This window comes from Salinisphaera sp. LB1, assembly GCF_003177035.1.
GTDB lineage: Bacteria > Pseudomonadota > Gammaproteobacteria > Nevskiales > Salinisphaeraceae > Salinisphaera.
Window position 1 is genome coordinate 2,382,512 of the sequence record NZ_CP029488.1, and the last position, 24,140, is coordinate 2,406,651.

The 24,140-nt window shown below is 64.5% G+C and carries 21 protein-coding genes and 1 tRNA gene; 6 read left to right on the plus strand and 16 right to left on the minus strand.

Annotated elements, in window-relative coordinates:
• Positions 1-6: 6 nt before the first annotated feature.
• A tRNA-Gly gene (locus SALB1_RS10750) sits at positions 7-82 on the minus strand.
• Positions 83-179: 97 nt separating this feature from the next.
• On the opposite strand from SALB1_RS10750, the gene SALB1_RS10755 reads away from it, so the two are divergent.
• On the plus strand, positions 180-1,076 hold the full coding sequence (locus SALB1_RS10755; protein WP_109995385.1) for a TIGR01777 family oxidoreductase: 897 nt from the start codon (positions 180-182) through the stop codon (positions 1,074-1,076).
• Between the two features lie 3 nt (positions 1,077-1,079).
• Positions 1,080-2,495, plus strand: coding sequence for an FAD-binding oxidoreductase (locus SALB1_RS10760; RefSeq protein ID WP_109993870.1), 1,416 nt, complete (start codon positions 1,080-1,082; stop codon positions 2,493-2,495).
• Between the two features lie 80 nt (positions 2,496-2,575).
• On the opposite strand, the gene nuoN is transcribed toward SALB1_RS10760, so the two are convergent.
• Genes nuoN through SALB1_RS10825 form a run of 13 tightly spaced genes read right to left on the minus strand, consistent with a single transcriptional unit; the run spans position 2,576 to position 17,301 of the window.
• Entirely contained in the window at positions 2,576-4,036 is a 1,461-nt protein-coding gene (nuoN, locus tag SALB1_RS10765) for an NADH-quinone oxidoreductase subunit NuoN (RefSeq protein WP_109993871.1), read from the minus strand.
• A gap of 12 nt (positions 4,037-4,048) precedes the next feature.
• Positions 4,049-5,581: an NADH-quinone oxidoreductase subunit M gene (nuoM, locus tag SALB1_RS10770; protein WP_109993872.1), complete on the minus strand. Its 1,533-nt coding sequence runs from the start codon at positions 5,579-5,581 to the stop codon at positions 4,049-4,051.
• A 12-nt stretch (positions 5,582-5,593) separates the two neighbouring features.
• On the minus strand, positions 5,594-7,444 hold the full coding sequence (gene nuoL / locus SALB1_RS10775) for an NADH-quinone oxidoreductase subunit L (protein WP_109993873.1): 1,851 nt from the start codon (positions 7,442-7,444) through the stop codon (positions 5,594-5,596).
• Positions 7,441-7,749: an NADH-quinone oxidoreductase subunit NuoK gene (nuoK, locus tag SALB1_RS10780; RefSeq protein WP_109993874.1), complete on the minus strand. Its 309-nt coding sequence runs from the start codon at positions 7,747-7,749 to the stop codon at positions 7,441-7,443. The genes nuoL and nuoK overlap by 4 nt, the downstream gene beginning before the upstream one ends.
• Positions 7,749-8,303: an NADH-quinone oxidoreductase subunit J gene (nuoJ, locus tag SALB1_RS10785; protein ID WP_109993875.1), complete on the minus strand. Its 555-nt coding sequence runs from the start codon at positions 8,301-8,303 to the stop codon at positions 7,749-7,751. The genes nuoK and nuoJ overlap by 1 nt, the downstream gene beginning before the upstream one ends.
• A gap of 15 nt (positions 8,304-8,318) precedes the next feature.
• Positions 8,319-8,867: an NADH-quinone oxidoreductase subunit NuoI gene (gene nuoI, locus SALB1_RS10790; RefSeq protein ID WP_109993876.1), complete on the minus strand. Its 549-nt coding sequence runs from the start codon at positions 8,865-8,867 to the stop codon at positions 8,319-8,321.
• Positions 8,868-8,925: 58 nt separating this feature from the next.
• A complete protein-coding gene (gene nuoH / locus SALB1_RS10795) occupies positions 8,926-9,906 on the minus strand; it encodes an NADH-quinone oxidoreductase subunit NuoH (RefSeq protein ID WP_109993877.1) in 981 nt (326 codons plus the stop codon).
• Positions 9,903-12,587, minus strand: coding sequence for an NADH-quinone oxidoreductase subunit NuoG (gene nuoG / locus SALB1_RS10800; protein WP_109993878.1), 2,685 nt, complete (start codon positions 12,585-12,587; stop codon positions 9,903-9,905). Before nuoG ends, nuoH begins: the two co-directional genes overlap by 4 nt.
• An 18-nt stretch (positions 12,588-12,605) precedes the next feature.
• The gene (gene nuoF, locus SALB1_RS10805; RefSeq protein WP_109993879.1) at positions 12,606-13,925 is read right to left on the minus strand and encodes an NADH-quinone oxidoreductase subunit NuoF; all 1,320 of its coding nucleotides are present in this window, start codon (positions 13,923-13,925) and stop codon (positions 12,606-12,608) included.
• The gene (gene nuoE, locus SALB1_RS10810) at positions 13,925-14,395 is read right to left on the minus strand and encodes an NADH-quinone oxidoreductase subunit NuoE (RefSeq protein WP_109993880.1); all 471 of its coding nucleotides are present in this window, start codon (positions 14,393-14,395) and stop codon (positions 13,925-13,927) included. The genes nuoF and nuoE overlap by 1 nt, the downstream gene beginning before the upstream one ends.
• On the minus strand, positions 14,392-16,140 hold the full coding sequence (gene nuoC, locus SALB1_RS10815; protein WP_109993881.1) for an NADH-quinone oxidoreductase subunit C/D: 1,749 nt from the start codon (positions 16,138-16,140) through the stop codon (positions 14,392-14,394). Before nuoC ends, nuoE begins: the two co-directional genes overlap by 4 nt.
• A gap of 11 nt (positions 16,141-16,151) precedes the next feature.
• Positions 16,152-16,805, minus strand: coding sequence for an NADH-quinone oxidoreductase subunit B family protein (locus SALB1_RS10820; protein ID WP_109993882.1), 654 nt, complete (start codon positions 16,803-16,805; stop codon positions 16,152-16,154).
• Between the two features lie 46 nt (positions 16,806-16,851).
• Positions 16,852-17,301 carry an NADH-quinone oxidoreductase subunit A gene (locus SALB1_RS10825; protein WP_109995386.1) on the minus strand — a complete coding sequence of 150 codons (450 nt, stop codon included), beginning with the start codon at positions 17,299-17,301 and terminating at the stop codon, positions 16,852-16,854.
• Positions 17,302-17,615: 314 nt separating this feature from the next.
• Here SALB1_RS10825 and SALB1_RS10830 point away from each other — a divergent pair, with 314 nt between their 5' ends.
• A complete protein-coding gene (locus SALB1_RS10830) occupies positions 17,616-19,547 on the plus strand; it encodes an aconitate hydratase (RefSeq protein WP_109995387.1) in 1,932 nt (643 codons plus the stop codon).
• Positions 19,548-19,705: 158 nt separating this feature from the next.
• Positions 19,706-20,314 (plus strand): class I SAM-dependent methyltransferase, encoded by a 609-nt coding sequence (locus SALB1_RS10835; protein ID WP_109995388.1) that lies wholly within the window; start codon positions 19,706-19,708, stop codon positions 20,312-20,314.
• A gap of 75 nt (positions 20,315-20,389) precedes the next feature.
• On the opposite strand, the gene SALB1_RS19200 is transcribed toward SALB1_RS10835, so the two are convergent.
• On the minus strand, positions 20,390-20,578 hold the full coding sequence (locus SALB1_RS19200) for a tautomerase family protein (protein WP_199678771.1): 189 nt from the start codon (positions 20,576-20,578) through the stop codon (positions 20,390-20,392).
• Positions 20,579-20,839: 261 nt separating this feature from the next.
• On the opposite strand from SALB1_RS19200, the gene SALB1_RS10845 reads away from it, so the two are divergent.
• Positions 20,840-21,142 carry an antibiotic biosynthesis monooxygenase gene (locus SALB1_RS10845; protein ID WP_109993884.1) on the plus strand — a complete coding sequence of 101 codons (303 nt, stop codon included), beginning with the start codon at positions 20,840-20,842 and terminating at the stop codon, positions 21,140-21,142.
• A gap of 6 nt (positions 21,143-21,148) precedes the next feature.
• On the opposite strand, the gene SALB1_RS10850 is transcribed toward SALB1_RS10845, so the two are convergent.
• A complete protein-coding gene (locus tag SALB1_RS10850) occupies positions 21,149-22,069 on the minus strand; it encodes a DNA ligase (protein WP_109993885.1) in 921 nt (306 codons plus the stop codon).
• A gap of 571 nt (positions 22,070-22,640) precedes the next feature.
• Here SALB1_RS10850 and SALB1_RS10855 point away from each other — a divergent pair.
• Complete coding sequence (locus tag SALB1_RS10855) at positions 22,641-23,750, plus strand: PAS domain-containing sensor histidine kinase (protein ID WP_109993886.1); 1,110 nt, start codon at positions 22,641-22,643, stop codon at positions 23,748-23,750.
• Positions 23,751-24,140: the final 390 nt, after the last annotated feature.

Below are 24,140 nucleotides of genomic sequence, written 5' to 3' on the forward strand. Positions count from 1 at the left end.
ATTGAATGGAGCGGCGGACGAGATTCGAACTCGCGACCTCGACCGTGGGAGGGTCGCGCTCTACCAACTGAGCTACCGCCGCACGCTTGTCATTAGACCCGCGTTGGGCGGCACAATGCAAGCGGATTCTCATGATCCGGAACGTCGGCGCGAGCAGCGCCCGTCAGGAGCAGCGACGCATGAACAACGTACTCATCACCGGCGGCACCGGCTTCATCGGCCGGCACCTGGTTACTGATCTTCTGGCCGACGGCTGGACGGTGGAAGTGTTGACGCGCGATGCGGCCAAAGCACGACGCGTGCTGCCCGCCAGCGTCGTGCCGGTCGAATCGCTGGCGCAGGCGAGCGAGCCGCGCGCGGTGATCAACCTCGCCGGTGAGAATCTGGCCGCAGGGCGCTGGACCGAGGCGCGCAAGCGCAAGATGCGCGAAAGCCGGCTTTCAGTGACGCGGGATATCGTGGATTTCATCGGCCGATGCCACACAAAGCCCGATGTGCTGATCAGCGGCTCCGCGGTCGGGTTTTACGGTGCGCGTGGCGATGACGTGCTGGACGAAAGCGATCCGGCGGGCAACGAGTTCCAGTCTCAACTCTGTGCTGACTGGGAAGCCGCAGCCGCGCGGGCGCGCGATCAATACGGCGTACGCGTCTGCTTCGTCCGTACCGGGATCGTGCTTGGGAAGAACGAGGGCGCGCTGGCGCAGATGATCACGCCGTTCAAGTTCGGCCTGGGCGGGCATTTCGGCAGCGGCCGCCAGTACATGCCCTGGATTCACGTCCGCGACGAGGTCGGCGCGATTCGCTTTCTGATGCGCGAGACGAGCTGCCAGGGCGCCTACAATCTGACGGCGCCGAACCCGGTGACCAATCGCGTTTTCACGCGGACGTTGGCGCGTGTTCTGCACCGGCCCTCGTTTGCCTGGGTGCCGGGCCCGGCGTTGAAAGCGATGGTCGGCGAAATGGCGCATCTGCTGCTGACCGGCCAGCGGGCGGTGCCGCGCGCGTTGGAATCCGCCGGCTACGTGTTCGAGTATCGCGAACTCGAGGCGGCCTTGAATGATCTCGTGGGGCGCTGACCGATGCGTGAAACATTGATCTCGGCGCTGGCCGAGGTGGTCGGCGCCGAGCAGGTCATCGTTGAAGAGGAGGCCGCCGCGCGCTATCTCACCGAATGGCGCGGCGCGTTCGAGCCGCAGGCTGCGGCGATCGTGCGCCCGGCCGATGTCGACGAAGTGGCGCGCATCGTGACCGTGGCCGCGCGCTTCGACGCCGCGATTGTGCCGCAGTCCGGCAATACCGGCACGGTCGGCGGATCCGCGGCGGACGATCCGCGACGGCAGGTGATTCTCAGCCTCGAGCGTCTGGATCGTATTCGCGATATCGATGCCGACAACGCGACGATGACGGTCGAAGCGGGTTGCACGCTGGCGGATGCGCAGCGTGCCGCGGAGGCCGCCGGCTTCTATCTGCCGATTCAACTCGCGTCGAGCGAGCGCTGTCGTATCGGTGGCAATCTCGCGACCAACGCCGGCGGGCTCAATGTCGTGCACTACGGCAACACGCGCGATCGCGTGCTGGGGCTGGAAGTCGTGCTGGCGGACGGGCGCGTCTGGGACAATCTCACCGGGCTGCGCAAGGACAACAGCGGTTATGATCTGAACGACGTGTTCGTCGGCTCCGAAGGCACGCTCGGCATCATGACAGCCGCCGTGCTGGAACTGGCGGACCCGCCGCGGCAACGTGCCGTTGCCTTCTGCGCGCTGGCGGATGTGGCCGCGGGCGTGCGTCTGGCCGCTCGCCTGCGTCGCGATACCGGCCAGCATGTCGTCGGCTGCGAGCTGATCTCGGCCCAGGCGCTCGATCTGGCCTGTGATTATTCGGCCGATTGCCGTGTGCCGTTTGCCACACGCGCCGACTGGTATCTGCTGGTCGAGGTCGCTATCTCGGCTGCTGGCGACTGGCTCGCTGCGACCTGTGAAGACGCGCTGCGACAGGCCACGGCGGCAGGGGATATCGTCGATCATGTAGTCGGCGAGACGCCCGGGGCGATGGCGGATCTATGGCGCTTGCGTACGTCGATTCCGCCGGCCCAGACCGCGGCCGGGGCCTCGATCAAGCATGATATTTCGCTGCCGGTGTCGCAATTGCCGGCGTTCATTGCCGACATGACACCGCGACTGCATGCCGCGGTACCGGATATCCGGCCCTGCATCTTCGGCCATGTGGGCGACGGCAATCTGCACTTCAATCTGACGCGGCCGCTGGCGATGGACGACGCCGAGTTCCGGCGCTATGAAGCCGACCTGCATGGCCTGGTTCACGATCGGGTGGCCGCCATGCGGGGCTCCATCGCCGCCGAGCACGGGGTGGGGCGGTTGAAGGTCGACGAGATCGTGCGTCTCAAGCCGGCGGTCGAAATCGACATGCTGCGCGCGCTCAAGACCGCGCTCGACCCACACAATCGGCTCAACCCGGGGGCGGTCGTTCGAATCTGATCGGTTGGTGCCTGCTGAAGAGCGCGCATGAAAAAGCCCGCGTTCGCGGGCTTTTTCATGCGTATCGATGCGCTCGCGTATCAGCCGATGCCGGCGATACTCGAAGCGCCGACCAGATCGATCAGCCAGGTCGGGTAGATGCCGACGATGATCGTCACCGCCGCCAGCAGCCAGATCACCACAGTGCCGGCCGTCTGGCCCATGCCGCCGATGGCGGCCGGCTCGCGGGCGTCGGCCGGGCGTTCCATGAACAGCAGCGCCATCACGCGCAGGTAGTAGAACAGGCCGATGCCGCTGCCGATGATGATGCCGGCCACCAGCCACCACAGACCGGCCGCGACCGCCACCGACAGAATATAGAACTTACCGATGAAGCCCATGGTCAACGGGATACCGGCCAGCGACAGCATCATGATCGCCATTGATACCGCCAGGATCGGACGCTTCCAGTACAGGCCGCGATAATGGTCGAGGTGCGCCGCGTCGCGCCCGGCGAACGGGCTGGAGACGAGCGAGACCACACCGAAAGCGCCCAGCGTGGTGCCGACGTAGGTCGCCAGATACACGCCGGTGGCCTCGATCGACAGCGGGATGCCGGCGACGATCACGGTCAGCAGATAACCGATGTGGGCGATCGACGAGTAACCCAGAATGCGCTTGATATTGGTCTGGCGCAGGGCCAGCAGATTACCCGCGAACATCGACAGGAAGGCGATGACGCCCACCAGTGTCAATAGCCAGGGGTCGTGGGCCACCGGCGCAAGGAAGAAGAAGCGCATCAGCAGGGCGAACACCGCCGTCTTGCTGACTGTCGCGAGGAAGGTCGACACCGGCGCGGGCGCGCCTTCGTAGACATCCGGTGTCCAGACGTGGAAGGGCACGAGCGACAACTTGAAGGTGAGCGCGACCAGGATCATGCCTACGCCCATCAGCACCCAGGCGTGGCCGGAAGCGCCCGACTGCAAGGCGACAGCCAGGCCTTCGTAGTCGAGATGGCCCGAGGCTGCGTACAGCAGCGCCATGCCGAACAGCAGGAACGAGGAGGCGGCGCCGGAGAGCACCATGTACTTGAAGCCGGCTTCCAGCGACTGCCGCTCGCGGTAGGTGTAGGCGATCATGCCGTACAGCGGCACGGACAGCAGTTCCAGGCCGATGAACAGCGAGGCGAAGTGACGGCTGGCGACCAGCGCCATGCCGCCGAGCACCGACGATGCGACGAGGATATAGAACTCCTCGCGATTGTCGTCGAGCCCCTCGAAGTACGAGCCGGCAAAGGTACAGGTGGCGAGCGCGGCGACCAGAATCACCGCCCAGAAGAACACCGCGTAATCGTCGACGACGAACAGTGGCGTGACTTCGATCGGAGTGACCGCGATCACCGCCAGCAGTGAGACCAGCGCCAGATTCAGCCCCACCACCGTGATGGCGACGGCCGAGCCGTGGTTGCGCTTGCAGGCGATGGCTGCCATCACGCCGATCACGGCGAGGCAGGTGAAAATCGGCGGCAGCACCGCGACCAGTTGGTTCCAGGTGTCGTTCATGTCAGCTATCGCTTAACTTGCCGAGGAGGCGGCCAGCCCCGTGGCGAACCAGTGGGAGACTTCGGTCATGGTGGTCTGCGAGACCGACAGTATGGTCTGCGGAAACAGACCGACGATCAGCGTGACCACGACCAGGGTCATCATGATGGTGTACTCGCGGGCACTCATGCGCGCGATGGTGTCCTCGCCGGACGGCGTGCCCCAGTACACCCGATGCATCAGATACAGCGCATACACGGCCGCGAGAATCATGCCGCCGGATGCGACGACCACTATCCACGGCCAGGCGGCGAACGCCCCGAACAGGATCAGGAATTCGCCGATGAAGTTGGCGGTCGCCGGCATGCCAAGCGAGGCCACAACGAAGATCAGCGCGAAGCCGGGCAGCGCGCCAAGGCGTCCGAACAAGCCGCCGAGCTGGCGCATGTCGCGGGTGCCCATGCGCTCGTAGAGCTGGCCGGCGAGAATGAACAGCGCGGCGGTCGATACGGCCGAGGCCACGACCTGAATCATCACGCCCTGCAGTGACAGCAGCGTGCCGGCATACAGGCCGACCAGGATGAAGCCCATGTGCGAGATGCTCGAATACGAGATCAGGCGCTTCATGTCGGTCTGGGCGAAGGCCATGACCGCGCCGTAGTAGATGCTGATCACGCCCAGCGTCATCGCGATCGGGGCGAAGGCCGCGGAGGACTCCGGGAACAGGGGCAGCGCCAGGCGCAGAAAGCCGTAGGCGGCGGTCTTGACCAGGATGCCCGACAGGTCGACCGCGCCCGAGGAGGGCGAGTTGGCCTGCGCGTCGGCGAGCCAGCCATGGAAGGGCACCGCCGGCAGCTTCACCGCGAAGGCGATGAAGAAGCCAAGCATCAGCACCATGCCGAGGCCGTCGCCGAGCTGGGTGTGGAGCAGGGCGTTGTAGTTGAAGGTCAGATCACCGGTCTGGGCGTAGTGCACGAACACCACGCCGAGAATCGATGCCAGCATCAACAGGCCACTGGCCTGGGTGTAGATGAAGAACTTCACTGCGGCGCGAACATGGGAGGCACGGTCGAACTCGCCGTGACCCCAGAGCGCGATCAGGAAGTACATCGGGATCAGCATCAGTTCCCAGAAGAAGAAGTACAGGAACAGATCGATCGCCAGGAAGATGCCGATCACGCCGCCGAGCGTCCACATGAGATTCATGTGGAAGGCGCCCACGCGTTCGCGCACCTGGCTCCAGGAGCAGGCTACGGCCAGCATGCCGAGCAGGCTGGCCAGCAGCACCATGATCAACGACAGCCCGTCGATCGCCAGGTGGAAATCGATGCCGAAGGCCGGAATCCACGGCACGCTGAGCTCGCGTTGCCAGTGCGGCGCGTTGCCGCCGAGCCCGGCCAGGGAGAAGTCGCCGGTGACCCACAGCCACAGCGCCGGAATGAACACCAGCGCCATGGACGCGAAAGCGATCCAGCGCGGTGCGGCGCCTTCGGAATTGCCACGGCCGACGAGCCAGCACAGCGCGCCGCCGATGAAGGGGATGAATAATAGCCAGCAAAGGAGCATCGAATCGCCTTCTTATCCGAACATCAAGACGGCCAGCAGCACGGCCGCACCGGCAAACATGACCATTGCGTACCAACGCAGTCGGCCCGACTGGACCGCCGACAAGCCTGAGTTGCCGACTGACGCCGCGCCCGGAACCACGTTCACGATCGCTTCGATCCAATCGCGACGATGGCCGCGTTCCATGAACAGGAAGGGCTGGACGAAGACCTTGTCGTACAGCCAGTCGAAGCCGAGCGCGCTGTGGAAGAACAGCCAGGTCTTGCGGCCCGGGCCGTCCTGGGTGGCCTGCGCGATCAGCTGGCGCTTGCCGAGGAACAGCGCCGCGGCCACGCCAAGACCGACCAGGGCGACCACACTCGAGATGACCTCGAACACGATCTCGACCCACGGATGGCCTTCCACCGCGCCCGAGGGGAGCACGCCGTCGAGCGGCTGGTTGATCAGCGCGCCGACGAAGGTCGACAGCACGGCCAGGATGATCAGCGGCACGTGATGCGGGATACCGTGGCCGGGGTGGGCATGGATCTTCTCCTCACCGTGGAAGACGATGAAGATCATCCGGAAGGTGTAGATCGAGGTGATGAACGCGCCGATCAGACCGAACAGCCAGAGCCAGAAATGGCCGTTAGCGACCGCATCCCACAGGATCGCGTCCTTCGAGTAGAAGCCGGCAGTCACCAGCGGCAGCGCGGACAGCGCCGAACCACCGATGATCATCAGCCAGTAGTCCAGTTTCAGTGTCTTGCGCAGACCGCCCATCTTGAAGATGTTTTGCTCGTGGTGGCAGGCGATGATCACCGAACCGGCGGTCAAAAACAGCAGCGACTTGAAGAACGCATGGATCATCAGATGGAAGATGGCGGCCTGCCATGCGCCCACGCCGAGCGCCAGGAACATGTAGCCGATCTGGCTCATGGTCGAATAGGCGATCACGCGTTTGATGTCGGTTTGCGCGGTGGCCGCCAGGCCGGCGATGAGCAGGGTGACGCCGCCGATCACGCCGACCAGCTCCTGGATCGCCGGCGCCATGGCGAAGATGCCGTGCATGCGCGCGATCAGGTACACACCTGCGGTCACCATGGTGGCCGCGTGGATCAACGCGGAGACCGGCGTCGGGCCGGCCATGGCATCCGCCAGCCAGGTCTGCAGCGGCAGCTGGGCGGACTTGCCGCAGGCGCCCAGCAGAATCAACAGTGCGGCGATGTTGGCGGTGGCATCGCCCTGGCTCCAGACCTGCGGCGCGTTATGCAGCAGCGTCTGGATGTTGAGCGTGCCGAACACCGTATATAGCAGGAACAGGCCGATGGCGAGGAACACATCGCCGATACGGGTGATGATGAAGGCCTTGAAGGCGGCCCAGGCATTGGCCGGGGTCTGGTAGTAGTAGCCGATCAGCAGATAGCTGCACAGGCCCACGCCTTCCCAGCCGAGGTACAACAGCAGCAGGTTATCGCCGAGTACGAGCAGCAGCATCGCCACGATGAACAGGTTCATGTAGGCGAAGAACCGCGCCATGCCCGGCGAGCCTTCCAGGTCGTGGACCATGTACCAGGCCGCGAACCAGTGAATCAGAAAGCCCACGCCGGTGATCACGCCCATCATGGTGATGGACAGGCCGTCGAGGTACAGACTGAAGTTCATCTGGAAGTCGCCCACGGCGATCCACTGCCACAACGTCTGGACGTACGGATAACCGCCGTTCGCGCCCCAGAACACCATCACCAGGGCGGTGACCAGCGCGGCCAGGCCGACCGAGGCGGCGCCGATGGTGCGGGCCGCATTGTCGGCCATGCGCGGGAACAGGGAGAGCGCAATAGCGCCGGCCAGGGGAAAGACTAGGGTCAGAACTAGAAGATTCATCCGTGCATCTCACTGGCTGCGTCGATGTCGATCGTGCGGAAACGCTTGTACAGCTGGAGCAGCAGGCCCAGACCAATGGAGGCCTCGGCGCCGGCCAGTGCAATGATCAGAATGAACATCGCGTTGCCGTCGGCGGCCTGCCAGTGGGCGCCGGCGACGATGAACGCCAGTCCCGTGGCGTTCAGCATGATTTCCAGGCTCATGAGGATGAACAGCGTGTTACGCCGCACCACCAGTCCGGTCAGGCCGGCAACGAACAGCAGCGCGGCCAGCCCCATGCCGTATTGTATGGGTAGTCCCGTCATTATCGTTCCCCTGCCTCGTTGGTCTCGCGATCACCATGCTCGGCTTTCCAGCGGGCCTCGTTGCGCTCGTCACGGCCGATGTGGATGGCAACGACCAGGGCGGCGAGCAACAGGAAGGCGGCCAGCTCGACCACCAGCACGTACGGGCCGAACAGGGTCGAACCGACGGCGTTGGCCGAAAGCGGTGTGCCGTTGATGCCGCCGATCGCGCTGCCGACGGTTATCGACCAGACCATGGCAATGAGCAGGATGGCGGCGAACACCGACGGGCCGACCCAGAGTTTGGGCCGCAGCCAGTGACGTTCGCGCTCGACCGTCTCCTGGTTGAGATTGAGCATCATGACCACGAACACGAACAGCACCATCACGGCGCCGGCGTAGACGACCACCTCGAGCGTGGCCGCGAACGCGGCACCCAGGGCATAGAAGTCGATCGCGACGGCCAGCAGCGACGTGATCAGATAGAGCAGGGCATGCACGGGGTTCGCACAGGTGATGGTGCGAAGGGTCGTGGCGAGGGCCACGATGCCGGCGATGAAGAATGTGATTTCCACGACGATCCCCTTGGCTTACGGCAGCAGCGTCTTGATGTCGACCGGCGCGGCCTCGTTCTCGGCCTCGCCCTTGTCCTTGCCGCCGACCGACATGCCGGCCACCCGGTAGAAGTTGTAGCCGGGGCGCTTGCCGACGCCCGAGATCAGCAGATCGGACTTCTCGTAGACCATGTTCTGACGATCGAACTCGCCCATCTCGAAATCCGGGGTGAGCTGGATGGCGTAGGTCGGGCAGGCCTCCTCGCAGTAGCCGCAATAGATGCAGCGCGAGAAGTTGATCCGGAAGGTTTCCGGATACCAGCGGCCGGCTTCGTCCTCGGTCTTGACCACGCTGATGCAGTCGACCGGACAGGCCACCGAGCACAGATTACAGGCGACACAACGCTCGGCGCCGTCCGGATCGCGGGTGAGTACGATGCGGCCGCGATAGCGCGGCGGCAGATACGGCTTTTCCTCCGGGTACAGGATGGTGTCCCGCTTGCGGAAGGAATGCATGAACGTCATGCCGATCGTGCGGAGCACGCTCGACGTGGCGGAGAAGGCGTTCTGTGCGGCGTTTTTCATAAACGACTCGTTGCAAACACGTTGTACGACCGGCACCGCGGGCGGCGCCGGTGTCTCACTAGCTCTGGGCGACGACGATCGCGCCGGTGATCGCCACATTGAGCAGGGCGATCGGCAGCAGCACCTTCCAACCGAAGGCCATGAGCTGGTCGTACCGCGGGCGGATGGTGGCCGCGCGCAACAGGACGAAGAAGCACATGAACAAGAAGGCCTTCAGGAAGAACCAGACGAAACCGGGCAGCCACGGGCCGAGCCAGCCGCCGAAGAACAGCGTGGTGACCAGGCACGAGATCAAGACGATGCCCAGATACTCGCCCACGAAGAACATGCCGAACTTCATGCCGGAGTATTCGGTGTGATAACCGGCAGTCAGCTCCTGCTCGGCTTCCGGCAGGTCGAACGGCGCACGATGGATTTCCGCGCAGCCGGCGATGAAGAAGACCACGAACGCCGGGAACTGCGGAATCACGTTCCATAGGCCGCGCTGCGATTCGACGATGTCGCCGAGATTGAAACTGCCGGCCAGCAGCACCACGCCCAACAGCGACAAACCCATGAAGACTTCGTAGGAAATCATCTGAGCTGCTGTGCGCATGGCGCCCAGCAGGGCGTATTTGTTGTCGGAAGACCAGCCGGCGAAGATCACCGAGTACACGCCCAGCGAGCTCATTGCCAGCAGGAACAGCAGGCCGACGTTGAGGTTGGCGATGGTCCAGGATTCGGTGAACGGGACGACGGCGAACGCCATGATGGTGGTGAACATGATGATCGCCGGCGCGATCACGAACACCGCCTTGTCGGCGAATGGCGGGATCCAGTCTTCCTTGAAGAAGATCTTGATCATGTCCGCCACGACCTGAAGCGAGCCGAACGGGCCGACGCGGTTGGGGCCGTAGCGGTCCTGCCACAGGCCCAGCAGCCGGCGCTCGATCGGGATCATCAGGGCCGCCATGATGACCGCCCCCATGAGAGTGACGATCGTCAGGATCGCGGTGACGACGGCCGACAGGATTTCGTGCTCGGAGATACCGAAGATCATGGTTTCACTTCCACGGGCAGACGCAGGCCACAGACCCCGTGCATGCCCACGGGCACGCCGATGGTCCGGTCGGGCAGGCTGGGGTCGATGGCCAGCGGGAAGGCATGGGTTTCGCCGTCCACGGCCAGTTCGAGCGAATCACCGGGGGCGATGCCGAGCGCCTTGGCGGCCTCGGCGTTGACGCGGTATTCCGGGGCCGGCATGCGTTCGGCGATGGCCGGCGCGCGCGCCGACTGCGATTCGCTGCCGAAGATGTGATGCATCGGCACGGCCTGCCAGCCGTCGACCGCCGTCACCTCGGCGGCAGAGAATTCGCCCGCCCCGGAAGCTGTGGCAAATAGTCGGATGCCGGGGTCGCCGCCTTTCATATGGCCACCCACTTCGTCCTGGAAACGGGTGATGGCCGCCTGGTTGGAATCCCAGCCGGGGCTCCAGGCGTAGGCGAGCGTCGACGGCGGTTGATCCACGCCGTAATAGCCTTCCATCGAGTAAGCCAGCGGCGAATCCGGATCGACCTCGGGCCGACGTTCGCGCACATCCACGTTGGCGTACATCGCGGTACGACCGGAGAAGCGGTGCGGGCTGCGCGGGAAGCGCATGCCGAACTTGCGGAAGCTCTGGCTGGGGGCGGCGTCCTCGATGCCGGCGAACTGCGGGCATGCCGCGACGATGGCCTGGATCAGATCGTCCATGCCGAGCCAGTCGGGCTTGTGGCCCGCGACTTCGGCCAGGTCGGCTGCCCAGCGCCAGCCTTCCTGCATCGGCGCGTCGGGGATGAAGACCTGGAAGAAGCGCTGGGCGCGCCCTTCGTTGTTGACCAGTGTGCCGTCGGACTCCGCGAAACTGCCGGCCGGCAGCACGTGCGTGGCCTCGCCCACCGTGCGCGTCATGCTGTGGTCCATGACCACGACGTGCGCGGCCTTCCGGATCGCGGCATCCACGCGTGCCTTGGGGGCGCGCTCGTACAGGCAGTTCTGCATCACCACCAGGGTGTCGGCCGAGCCGTCCTCGATCGCGGTGAGCGCGTGATCGACGTTGCGCTGTTCCAGCATCGCCATGCCGAGCGAGTTGGCCTCGGACAGGGTGACGAACAGGCGGGCGGCGTCATTGGCGGCGGCGAGGGCCTGGGTCACGTTGGCCGCGGCCTTGAGGATGGCCGGATCGCCGAGACTGGTGCCGGCGACGATCAGCGGTTTCTTCGCGCTCTTGAGCGTTGCCGCGATGGCATCGACCAGCGCCTGGGTCTCGTCGTCGAGCGGGCTGGCCTCGGGGGCGGTGTTGTCGAGCGCGTGGGCCACAGCGAAGCCGAGTTCGGCAATCCCGGCCGGGCGCAGGCGCTGCGGCGACATCACGATGTCATCCAGGCGCGTGGCGTGGGCGGTCGCCGAGAAGATGGGGCTGTTGTTGTGCTGGCCGATGTCGCGCACCGCACGGGCATGCCACTTCGGGATCTTGTTGGCGGCCGCGTGCTCCAGATGCTTGTTGCGGCGGGACTGGCGCAACGACAGCGCCAGCCGCGGCGCGGTCTGGGTCACGTCCTCGCCGAGAATCAGCACGGCGTCGCAGGATTCGACTTCGCGCAGCGTGGCCAGGCGATCGGCATGGGCCGAGACCGTGTCACGCGCAGCCAGGCTGGCATCCGAATCGGCCGGGCTCATGCCGTTGCTGAAGTGCTCAGCACCCACCAGATGGCGCAGCGCGAAGTTGTCTTCCAGCGAGGCCCGCGGCGAGCCGACGCCGACCACGCCCTTGGCCTTGGCGAACACGTCTTCCATGACGTCGCGCATGACGTCCATCTCGCGCGGCTCGAGGAGGCCGTCGGCGTTGCGTACCAGCGGCTGGCGCGGGCGGTCGTCGCGATTGACGAAGCCGGCGCCGAAGCGGCCGCGGTCGCACAGGAAATAGTGGTTGATCTCGCCGTGATAACGGTTCTGGATGCGCTTGAGCACGCCCTGGCGCGAACCGGGGCTGGTGTTGCAGCCCAGCGAGCAGTGGGTACAGATGCCGGGGGCGTTCTGCATGTCCCACTTGCGGTTGTAGTGGGCGCCGAGCGTCTTGTCGGTGAATACGCCGGTCGGGCAGACCTCCACCAGGTTGCCCGAGAACTCGTTGTCGAACGCGCCGTCGGATTCGCGGCCGAAGTAGACGTTGTTGTGCGAGCCCAGCGCGCGCAGATCGTCGCCGTCGGCATAGTCGCGGTAGTAGCGCACGCAGCGATAGCAGGCGATGCAGCGGTTCATCTCATGGTTGATGAACGGACCGAGATCCTGGTTCTTGTGGGTGCGCTTGGGCCCGCGATAGCGGCGCTGCGTATGGCCGGCCATCAGCGTCATGTCCTGCAGATGACACTCGCCGCCTTCCTCGCACACCGGGCAGTCGTGCGGGTGGTTGATCATCAGCCATTCGATGACCTGGCGGCGCATCTCGGCGGCCTGCTCGTCGTCGATCTCGAAGCGACCGCCGTCGGAACAGGGCGTCATGCAGGCCATGACGATCATGCCCTGTTCGTCTTCGTCGTTGCGATAGGACTTGACCGCGCACTGACGGCAGGCGCCGACGCTGTGCAGCTCCGGATGCCAGCAGAAATAGGGCAGATCGAAGCCCTTCGACAGGGCGACGGCCAGCAGGTTTTCGGTGTCGTCGACATCGAATTCCTTACCGTCGATCGTAATCGTTGCCATGACTTAACCGTGCGCTAATTAAAGAGGATTCGCGTTCGCTGCTTCGGTCCGCGACAGATTGGATGCATCGTCGGGGATGAGCGCTGCGAGTTCGTCGCGGTAGTACTTGAGGCCGGCCTCGAGCGGGCCCATCGCGCCGGGCGCGTGGGCACAGAAGGTCTTGCCCGGGCCGAGCAGCTTGACATGCAGGTCGAGCAGTTCGAGATCGCCCGGCTGGCCTTTTCCGGCTTCCAGGTTGATCAGCATCTTCTCCACCCAGGGCAGGCCGTCACGGCAGGGCGTGCACCAGCCGCAGGATTCCTGGGCGTAGAAATGTTCGAGATTCTTCAGCACGCCGACGATGGGTGTCTGGTCGTCAAACACGACCATGGTGGCCGTGCCCAGACGCGAGCCGGCCGCGCCAACCCCGTCGTAGTCCATCGGCGTGTCGAGATGCTCGGGTGTGAGAAACGGCGTGGAGCCGCCGCCCGGCAACAGGCCCTTGAGCTTGCGTCCGTGGCGGATGCCGCCGAAGTGTTCCAGCACATCGCCGAGCTTCACGCCCAGCGGGAACTCGGCCAGGCCGGGCTTCGCCACATGGCCGGAGGCACCGAACAGCTTGGTGCCGCCGTCCTTGTTGAGCCCCAGGCTCTTGTACCAGTCGGCACCGTTTTTCACGATGTGCGGCACATTGCAGATGGTCTCGACGTTGTTGACCGTCGTCGGCTGGCCGAACAGGCCGGATGCGGCCGGAAACGGCGGCTTGTGACGCGGTACCGCGCGTCGGCCCTCGAGCGCGGACAACAGCGCCGATTCCTCGCCACAGATATAGCGGCCGGCGCTCATGTGCAGATGCAGGTTGAGCGAAAACCCCGAATCCAGAATGTTCTCGCCGAGAAAGCCCTTGGCGTGGGCTTCGTCGATCGCCTGCTGCAGGCGCCGGCGGCATTCGGTGTACTCGCCGCGCAGGAAAACGTAGGCCGTATCCGCGCCGATGGCGTAGGCGGCGATGATCATGCCCTCGATCAGCTGATGCGGATCGCCTTCCATGATCAGCCGGTCCTTGAATGTGCCGGGCTCCATCTCGTCGGCGTTGACCACGAGATAGACATGCGCCGGACGTTCGTCGGGGCGATCTTCGAAGCGGGGCATGAATGACCATTTCACGCCGGTGGGAAAGCCCGCGCCGCCGCGTCCGCGCAGGCCGGCTTCCTTGATCAGCGGGCCGACCTCGGCCGGGCCGTAGTCGGCGAGCGTGGTCTTGAGTGCCTCGTAGCCGCCCAGATCCATGTAGTCGTCGATCCAGACCGCCGAACGGTCGGGACGAATGCGCTGGGTCAGTACCTTCGTCTCTTCCATTACTTGTACTCCGCCAGAATCTCGTCGACCCGCTCGGGCGTGAGCCGGTTGTGATAGACCTCGCCCACCCGCATCGACGGTCCCATGTCGCAGTCGCCGAGACAGCAGATCGGAAGCAGGGTGAAACGGCCGTCGGCGGTGGTCTGGCCGAAATCGATGCCGAGCGTCGACTTCAGATGATCGCGGACTTCCTCGTACCCGGTGAGATAGCACGAGATCGAATCGCACAGCATGATCACGTGCCGACCCACGGGCTGGCGGAAGATCAGGTTGTAGAACGTGGCGACCGCTTCCATCTGGGTCGGCGTCACGCCCACCACCTGGGCCGCGGCCGCCATGGCCTCGTCGGACACCCAGCCGCGATGTTCCTGCACGATCTTGAGGGCCTCGATGGTCGCGGCCCCCGGATCCTCGTAGAGCGACATCTCGTGCTTGATGCCCTCGATTTCGGCTTCGCTGAGTTCAATCATCGGTCGACGTCCGCCATAACGAAATCGATAGAACCGATGATCGCGACCAGGTCCGCGACCAGGCCGCCCTGCGAGATCAACGGGATCTGCTGCAGATGGGCGAAGCTCGGCGTACGGATACGCGTGCGATAACTCATCGTGTTCTTGTCGGAAATGGAGTAATAGCTGTTCAGGCCCTTGGTCGCCTCGATCATGGTCGAGGACTCCATGGCCGGCACCACCGGACCCCAGCTCACCGTGAGGAAGTGGGCGATGAGCGTCTCGATGTCGTGCATCGTGCGCTCCTTGGTCGGCGGCGTGGCCAGCGGGTGGTCGGCCTTGTACGGGCCTTCCGGCATGTTCTTCATGCACTGCTCGATGATGCGGCAGCTCTGGAACATTTCCTCGATGCGCACGTCCAGCCGGTCCAGGCAGTCGCCGTTGGCGCCGAGCGGCACCTCGAAGTCGAAGTTCTCGTAACCGGAATAGGGCCGGTCGCGACGCAGGTCGAAATCAAAACCGGTGGCGCGCAGGCCCGGGCCGGTGATGCCCCAGTCGATGGCCTCGTCCTGGGAGTAGGCACCGATGTGCTTGGAACGCTCGACCAGCATGCTGTTGCGCGCCATGGCCTTCTTGTATTCGGTCAGGCGTTTCGGGAACCAGTCGAGGAATTCCTTGACCAGGCGATCCCAGCCTTTCGGCAGATCCATGGCCAGGCCGCCGATACGGAAGAACGCCGGGTGCATGCGAAAGCCGGTGATCGCCTCGATCACGTCGTAGGCCTTCTGGCGGTCCGAGAACATCCAGAAGATCGGGCTCATCGCGCCGATGTCCTGAACGTAGGTGCCGAAGAACATGAGGTGGCTGGTGATGCGGAAGAACTCCGACAGCATCACGCGGGCGACCCTGACCCGCTCGGGCACCTCGATGCCCAGCACCTTCTCGATGTTCATCACATAGGGCAGCTCGTTCATGACGCCGCCCAGGTAGTCGATCCGGTCCGTGTACGGGATGTAGGTGTGCCAGGACTGGCGCTCGGCCATCTTCTCGGCGCCGCGGTGGTGGTAGCCGATATCCGGCACCGCGCCGACGATCTCCTCGCCGTCGAGCTGCAGCACGATACGGAACACGCCGTGCACCGACGGATGGTTCGGGCCCATGTTGAGGAACATGAACTCGTTGTCTTCCGACTCGCGCTGCATGCCCCAGTCCTCGGGCTTGAACTGCAGCGCATCCTCCTCTATGTCCTGACGCTTCGGGTCCAGATGCAGTGGCTCGAATTCCGTCGCACGCGCGGAATGATCCTTGCGCAGCGGATGACCCTGCCAGGTCGGCGGCATGATGATGCGGCGCAGGTTCGGGTGGCCGTCGAAGGTGATCCCGAACATGTCCCAGACTTCGCGCTCGTACCAGTTGGCATTCGGCCAGATGCCGGTCGCGCTCGGGATCGTCGTATCGGCTTCCGACAGCGCTACCTTGATCCGGATCTCGGCGACCGGCGACAGGCAGAGCAGGTGATAGACGACCGTGAAATCGGAAGCTGGCTGGCCCTGACGGAAATGCCGCGCGCGCTCGTCGATCGCAGTCAGATCGTAGAGCATGCGATAAGCTGGGGCGGAATCCTGGCGCAGGTATTTCAGGACTTCGAGCACGCGATCGCGGCCGACCCAGAACGTGGGTGTGCCGTCCGCGGTGATCTGCGGGATGAGCGTATTCTCGCCGAATCGCTCGGTCAGCTGACGCTGAATGTCTACGGTATCAAGCATCCGTTAGGCCCTTAGACTTCGTCGGGGGTGCGCAGCGTGGTCGCCGACAGGCGGTCCGCGCGCTTGCTGTCACGCTGGGAGAGCTTCGGCGCCTGGGTGACGCCCTGCGGCCCGATCATCCACGACAGCGGCCGTTTCTCGACGGTGATCGAGTCCTGCAGCAGCAGCAGGCCTTCCAGGAAGGCTTCCGGGCGAGGCGGGCAGCCCGAGACATACACATCCACCGGCAGGAACTTGTCGACGCCCTGGACCACCGAGTAAATGTCGTACATGCCGCCGGAATTGGCGCAGGAGCCCATTGAGATGACCCAGCGTGGCTCCATCATCTGTTCATACAAACGCTGGATCACCGGCGCCATCTTGAGAAAGCAGGTGCCGGCGATAATCATGACGTCAGATTGACGGGGTGTAGCGCGGATGACCTCGGAGCCGAAACGGGCCATGTCGTGTGGCGCCGTCAGCGCCGTGGCCATTTCCACATAGCAACAGGACAGGCCGAAGTTGAAGGGCCAGAGCGAGTTCTTGCGGCCCCAGGCCACCAGGTCGTCCAGTTTGGCGGTGACGACATTGCGAGCCATCGCGTCCTCGATGGTGCCGCCGTGGTCGCCGGGGGTGCCGGAACCGGGAGTCGGGTTGCTATCAGCGCTGGTGAGAGACCAAGACATGGCTCGTTACCGTTTGAGTCAAATTGGGGCCAGCCGGAACGGCTGCCTAGCTTTGTTCGCTCGGCAGATTACGGCGTTGATTGCTTTCGATCGCGTGCAGTCGGAACTGGCGCGGCGCCTTGGGCGCCCAGTCGAGTGCGCCGATCCGCCAGGCATAGGCCAGACCGAGCGTCAGGTCGAACAGGAAGCTCATGAACGCCTCATAGCCGCTCCAGCCGAGTTTGGGCGCGGCGATGGCCCAGGAAAAGATGAACACCACTTCCAGATCGAACAGCACGAAGATGATCGCGACCAGGTAAAACTTGGACGAAAACCGCATCCGCGCGCCGCCGGTGGGCTTGATGCCCGACTCGTAGGGCTGGTTGCCCAACCGCTCGTCGTGGCGCCCGCCCAGCATGTAGGACATGCCCAGCATGAGCCCGATCAGGCCGATGGCGGCCGCCGCGAACAGGATTAGCGGCCAGATGACGACGGCATGTTGCGCTGCAGGGTCCATATAGCTCGTATCCATCCTACGCCAGAGCCGGGCATCGCGATGCGGAATCGGCCGGGCATTTCGATGTAGTTTACAGGGAAATCGGCCGAGCGATGCGCCGCCGCCGAATCCCCGTGCCTCGATTGAGTGGCGTCAAAATAGACCAAAAGTCACGTGCATGGCGAGGGCTTCGGCCGAAAGCCGCATAAAACCGTTGTGCGTAATAAGAATCATTATCGATTGGCGCGAAATCAATGGGTTCGTTCCCACCCGGCGGCTTGGTCCGGAGCCATTTGCAGCGCTAGAGTGGGGACAACGCACTTATGGAGGCCGACATGGCACAGAACGTTGCCCAAAAACTGATCGATGCGCATCTGGTGGACGGCCGGATGAGTCCAGGTTCGGAGATTGCGCTCAAGATTGATCAGACGTTGACCCAGGATGCGACCGGCACGCTGGTGATGCTCGAGCTCGAAGCCATGCAGCTGGATCGGGTCAAGACCGAGGTGTCGGCGCAATACGTCGACCACAACCTGATCCAGGAAGACAACAAGAACCCGGACGATCACTTGTTCCTGCAGTCGGCGTGCGAGCGCTTCGGGGCCTACTTCTCGCGTCCGGGCAACGGGATTTCGCATGCCGTGCACATGGAGCGTTTCGATCGCCCCGGGAAGACCCTTTTGGGCTCGGACAGCCATACGCCGGCTGCCGGCTCGATGGGCATGCTCGCGATCGGTGCGGGCGGTCTCGAGGTCGCCATGGCGATGGCGGGCGAGCCGTTCTATACCAAGATGCCGAAGGTGTTCGGGATCAAACTCACCGGTAAGTTGCCGGACTGGGTCTCGGCCAAGGACGTGATTCTGGAGATGCTGCGCCGGCACGGCGTATCCGGCGGGGTCGGCAAGATCATCGAATACTACGGGCCGGGCCTGGACAATCTCGAGGCCATGGACCGGCACGTGATCGCCAACATGGGCGCCGAGCTCGGCGCGACCACCACCGTGTTCCCGGCCGACGACGAGATCCGGCGGTTCATGAAATCGCAGGGCCGCGAAGATGCGTACGAGCAACTCCTGGCCGACGAGGGCTGCGAATACGACGAGCACGACGAGATCGATTTGTCCGAACTCGTGCCGCTGATTGCCAAGCCGCAATCGCCGGGTAATGTCGTGCCGGTGTCGGAGATCGCGGGCGACGCGCTATACCAAGCGTATATCGGCTCCTCCGCCAACCCCGGCTACCGCGATTTTGCCGTCGCTGCCGAGATGGTGCGCGGTCGGACCGTATCCAAGGAGGTCTCATTCGATGTGAACCCCTCCTCGCGCGCGATGTTGCAGACACTGGCGCGCGATGACCGCCTGGGGCAGTTGATCGCCTCGGGCGCACGCATCCACCAGGCCGGCTGCAACGGCTGCATCGGCATGGGGCAGGCCCCGGCCTACGGGCGCAACAGCCTGCGCACCACTCCGCGCAATTTCCCGGGCCGCTCCGGCACGCCCGAGGATTCGGTGTTCCTGTGTTCGCCGGAAACGGCGGTCGCCAGTGCGTTGATGGGCCGGATCACCGATCCGCGCACGCTCGACTTCGAGTACCCGAAGGTCAGCAACCCCGATGACCCGGTGGTCAACGATCACATGCTCGAAAATCCGCTGCCGCACGAGCAGGCGCGCAAGGTCGAGCTGGTCAAAGGGCCGAACATCCAGTCGCTGCCCGACTTCGACGGTATTCCCGACGCGTTCGAACTGCCGATCCTGCTCAAGGTGGGCGACGACATCTCCACCGATGAAATCATGCGCGCCGGCGCCGAGGTGTTGCCGTTTCGATCGAATATTCCCGAGATCGCGAACTTCGTCTATGACGTGGTCGACGAGGAATATCCGGATCGGGCCAAGGAAACCGGCGATCACGCGATCATCGGCGGCCAGAACTATGGCCAGGGCAGCTCCCGCGAGCACGCGGCGATCGCGCCGCGATATCTGGGTCTGCGCGCGGTCATTGCCAAGGATTATGCCCGTATTCACTGGTCGAACCTGGTCAACTTCGGCGTGCTGCCGCTCACGTTCGCCAACGGCGACGACCTGGACAAGCTCGAGCAGGGCGGGACGCTCAAGATCAGCGGGCTGCACGAAGCGCTCGCCTCGGGCGATACGGTGTCGGTCGAAACCGCGAACGGCGATACCATCGAGTGCAAGCATGCGCTTTCCGAACGCCAGGTCGAGATTCTGCGCGCTGGCGGGCTGATCAACTGGAAGCGCGATCAGGGCTAGACCGAACGCCGGGTGATTGTCAGCGCCCGCGCCGTATGGTCATGGTGCGGGCCGGCCCGTCGCTGCGCGGCGGGTCTTTTTTGTATCCGTCGGCAGATCGGCGTATTCTCCTCGCGCTTTCGATCATCCTCGTCAAGCAACCCGAGTCATACCACGCCATGGATGAACGTTCCGTCGTTACCGCCTACCGCCGTCTGTCCAGTACGTACGACCGATTCTTCGGTCCCGTGTTCGAGCAGGGACGGCAGGTCGCGGTTCACAAGATGGATTGCCAGGCCGGCGATCGCGTACTGGAAGTCGGCGTCGGCACCGGATTGTCGCTCGCGCATTACCCCGAGGGCGTGGAAGTGGTCGGCATCGATGTCTCGCCCGACATGCTCGAGCACGCGCGCCAGCGTGTGAACGGCAATGCCGATCGCATCACCCTGCAGGTGATGGACGGCCAGGCCACCGAGTATCCCGACGATAGCTTCGACAAGGTCGTGGCGATGTACGTGGTATCCGTCGCCCCCGATCCGCACAAACTGGTCGAGGAGATGAAGCGGGTCTGCAAGCCGGGCGGCGAGATCTTTATCGTCAATCACTTCAGCCACAAGGGCCCGATGGCCAAGCTGGAGCGGCTGGCGTCGCCGTTGTCCAAGCTGGTGGGGTTCCGGCCGTCGTTCCCGATCGACGAATTTCTCGCCATGGCCGATCTCGACGTGATCGAGTCCGTGCCGGTCAACGCCTTCGGTTACTGGACCTTCATCCACGCGCGCAACCGCTGACAGCCCACCGGGCAGCAGGTCCATGAATGAAAAAAGCCGGCAACGATGCCGGCTTTTTTTGGCGTGCGCCACGCGTCAGTCTTCGATGAAGCTGGCCTTGCTATCCGCGAAGGACCAGTCGATATCGTTGTTCTCGGTCATGGTGAGCATGACGTTGTGCGGGTCGATGCCGGGGCGGGCCGACAGATTGTCGGTCACCCGGCGATAGAAGGCGTTTTTCTGGCTGTCGGTCTTGCCCGAGCGCAACACCAGATGAAGCGTCACGCGATCCGCGATCCGCGATCCGCGATCCGTGCTGACGCTGGAGGGCGTGCGTTGCGAATTCGCGGATCAGCTGATAGCAATCGTCGGCCGGGAAATCGAGCGCGGTGCGAGCCGCTTCGTTGACTGAATCGGCCACCGCTTCGGCGCAGGCAAGCGATCACGCACAAGCGGCTCCGCTGGCAACCGGCACGAAATGCCCCCTGTCGGGGCGCACGGCAGGTGTCTACAATCAGGCCTCGTTTTTCGACCGACGGCTGCGTCATGTTCATTGCCATGAATCGTTTCCGGATCAAGCCTGGCTGCGAGGACGAATTCCTCGCGATCTGGCGCCAGCGCGAAACCCATCTCGACGAGGTGCCCGGTTTTCGCCGCTTCAACCTGCTGCAAGGGCCCAGTACGGACGAGCACACGCTGTTCGCCTCGCATTCGGAGTGGGATTCGCGCGAGGCTTTCGAGGCCTGGACGCGAAGCGAGGCATTTCGCAAGGCCCACGAGAACGCGGGCGGACGCCGCGATATCTATCTCGGGCCGCCCGAGTTCGAAGGCTTCGACGTCAAACTCTGAGGACGTTTACGCGTCGTCGTCGGCCTCGATGCCTTCGGCTTCCGGCGCGGCGGCATGGCCGTCCGCGGTAATCTCCGGCGGCGGCCCGCCGGTGCGCCGGCGCAGAAAACGGGCGAAGCGGGGCAGGCCGGTGGCGGTCGTGCCCTGATAGCGGAACGTGATCCATGAACCCACCGGGGGCGGGTCGGCGCGCTGCTCGTCGGTGAAGCCGGTGCCGATCGCGAACTGGCGGCCGTCGGGCATACGCACTTCGAGTGAGCCCATCATCCCGTGCAAACGACCGTGGCCGGGGTTAATGCCGACGACGCGCGCCTCGGCATCGCGATAGGGCTTGACCTTGAGCAGGCCGGCATGTCGGCCCGGCGTGTAGTCGCGGCTGCCGCGATGCAGGACCAGCCCTTCGCCGCCCCTGGCGAGGACGTTCTCGAGCGCAGCCTGCAATGTGTCCTTGTCGGCGACGTGAAACTGGCGCACGGCGACAACCCATGGATCGTCGATGCGCGCGACGGTGCGGCGAATCGCCGGCACGCGGTCGTCGAAATCGTCGTTGCGGCCGGGAAGGTCGAATACCCGATAGCTGATCGCGTGCCAGCCTGGATCCTTAGGGCCGGCGGTTCTCACCAGGGTCGAGGCGGTCGAGAACCGGCCGTAGCCGGCCCAGAGTTCGCCGTCCATGGGCGTGGTCGGGAAATGCGCGGTGAACCAGGCCGGCAGATCCACAACCGAGCCACCGCGCGTGCGCATTTGCTGGCCGTCCCAGTAGCCGCGTACGCCGTCATACTTTTCCGATACCCAGTAGTTCGTGACATCCACTTTTCCGTGGTATACGTCGACCAGTTCCACCGGCGGCGGTTGCCCCGCCCAGGCGACGCTGATCGTGGCTATCGTGGCGAGCAGCGCGCAGGCTGCGACGACGGTTGTCTTCATGTCGACCCCTCCCTGCGGGTCAACTTTGCCGGTTTCGTGTCTTTTATGTACGAAAACGGGCCGCGCGCTGTCAATTGTCTTCAGTTACGGGGCACAGCACCCGGTCGCACGCGCTGGTGGAAATCATGACCACTCTGGGTCCGGGACGGGCGCACAGTCGCTATCCGCAGCCCTTCGCGCCCAGTGCCTCGGGGCGGCGGGATATCTGGATTGCCATCCGGTTCTAGGGCCTGTTGCCGTTTCGTGCGAGTCCGCGCCAAGCGCTGTTGTGCGGCAAGACGAGGCGTAGTGCGCGCCGTGCAGTCACTCTGCACAAGCGGGCTACAACGCTGGATTGCCGTCGTGTCGTCAATCGTTGGGCGCTTGTCCCGAAGGGTTGGGCCGCCCATAAAAAAATTACTAGGGGCGCCCTGCGGCGTTGCAAGTCTGGGTCGTGGCACGCCCAGAGCCGGCGACTCGCGCCTTGCCGGACACGATTTGCGGTCTCCAACGCGGCGCTCGCACGAAACGGCAACAGGCCCTGGTGCAGACTACAGCGCCATAACGCGCTGCTGTGTTTCAGGGTGATTCGATGCCGGATGGGCCTGTGGGGGATCGGCGGCTGCATCTGTTGGCGGATAGTCTGCCGCTGGCCGTGGCTTATCTCGACGACGCCGGGCATTTTCGCTTCACGAACCGCGCCTTCCAGCGTCGCTTCGGCGCGCCCGCGGCCGATAGCCGGCCGTCGCAGTTCTTTTCGGGCCTCTGTTCGCCGGATATCGAGGAGTTCCTGAACCGCGCCTTTGCCGAGGGCAAGTCGTTCACCGGCCTGGTTTACTTTAGCCGCGCCGATGAGCCGACCGAGCGCCTGCGTGTTCAGATCGTGCCGGACGCCGAGGGTGATCGGCTGTGGGGCGCGTTCATGATCTTCCGCCGGATCGAGGATCGTGCCCCGATGCCGGCCGCGACGGGCGATGACCGGCTCGTGCAGCTGCAACGCATGGCCAGGCTCGGCGAGATCGCGGCCGGCATGGCGCACGAGGTGCGTCAGCCGCTGTCGGCGATCCGAAATTACGCCGATGTGCTGCCCCGAATGCTGGCGGCCGACGAGCCCGCGAGCCGGATCGGTACGCTGGTGCGGGCGATCCAGACACAGGCCAAGCGTGCGAGCGACATCATCACCCAGGCGCGCGAGTTGGTGGGCGGGGGTACGGACACATTCGGCGAATGCGATGTCCTGCAGGTGATCTACAGCAGCATCGAAATCACCGAGCGATCGGCCCGCGCGGCCGGCGTGGAAGTGCGTTGCGCCGCCCAGTCGGCGTTGCCGCCCTGTCGCGGGCATGCGGGCCAGCTCGAGCAGATTCTGGTCAATCTGATCGGCAACGCGATCGCGGCGGTCGCGAACAGCGACATCCGCGTGATACGTATTGACGCCGAAGCACGCGATGATCGGGCTATCCGTATTCGTGTCGCCGACACTGGCCCCGGCGTGCCGGCCGATGATCTGGACGTGATATTTCAGGCCTTTCGTTCCGGCGGCGATGGCATGGGCATGGGCTTGTCGGTCAGTCGCCAACTCGCCGAGCATCACGGCGGACAGCTCTGGGCCGAGCCGGATCGCGAACGCGGCGCGTGTTTCGTGCTCGATCTGCCCGTGGATGCGGCCGCGCGCGACTCGGAAAGTGGAACCGCCAGCTGAGCGGCCCGCTTGAACGCAACCGGGGTTGAGGTTGCAGATTGGCGTGGCCGGCCATTTTCGTTCCCGCCCGTGCTCAGCCATGGTCAAATCGCCCAGGCGCCGTCCCGAGCCGGGCCGGTCATCGAACCCGTCCTGTCTTCGGTTACGCCGGTTGCCGCGCTGCGGGCTCGATGTCGTAGGGGGGGGTGCGCCGTGCATCGCCGAGTGCCCGGGCCCACCCATCCATGCGCAGGGCGAGCGTATCGAGTGCGCGTCCCTGTTCGGGGCGAGAGGCGAACCGGGATGCGGCATCGACATGCGGGTCTACCTGCGCAATGCGCACCGTATTCGGTGACCGTCACCGCGTGCCGTTCGGCAAACACCAGGCGCCATTGCTCGATCGCTCGCCGA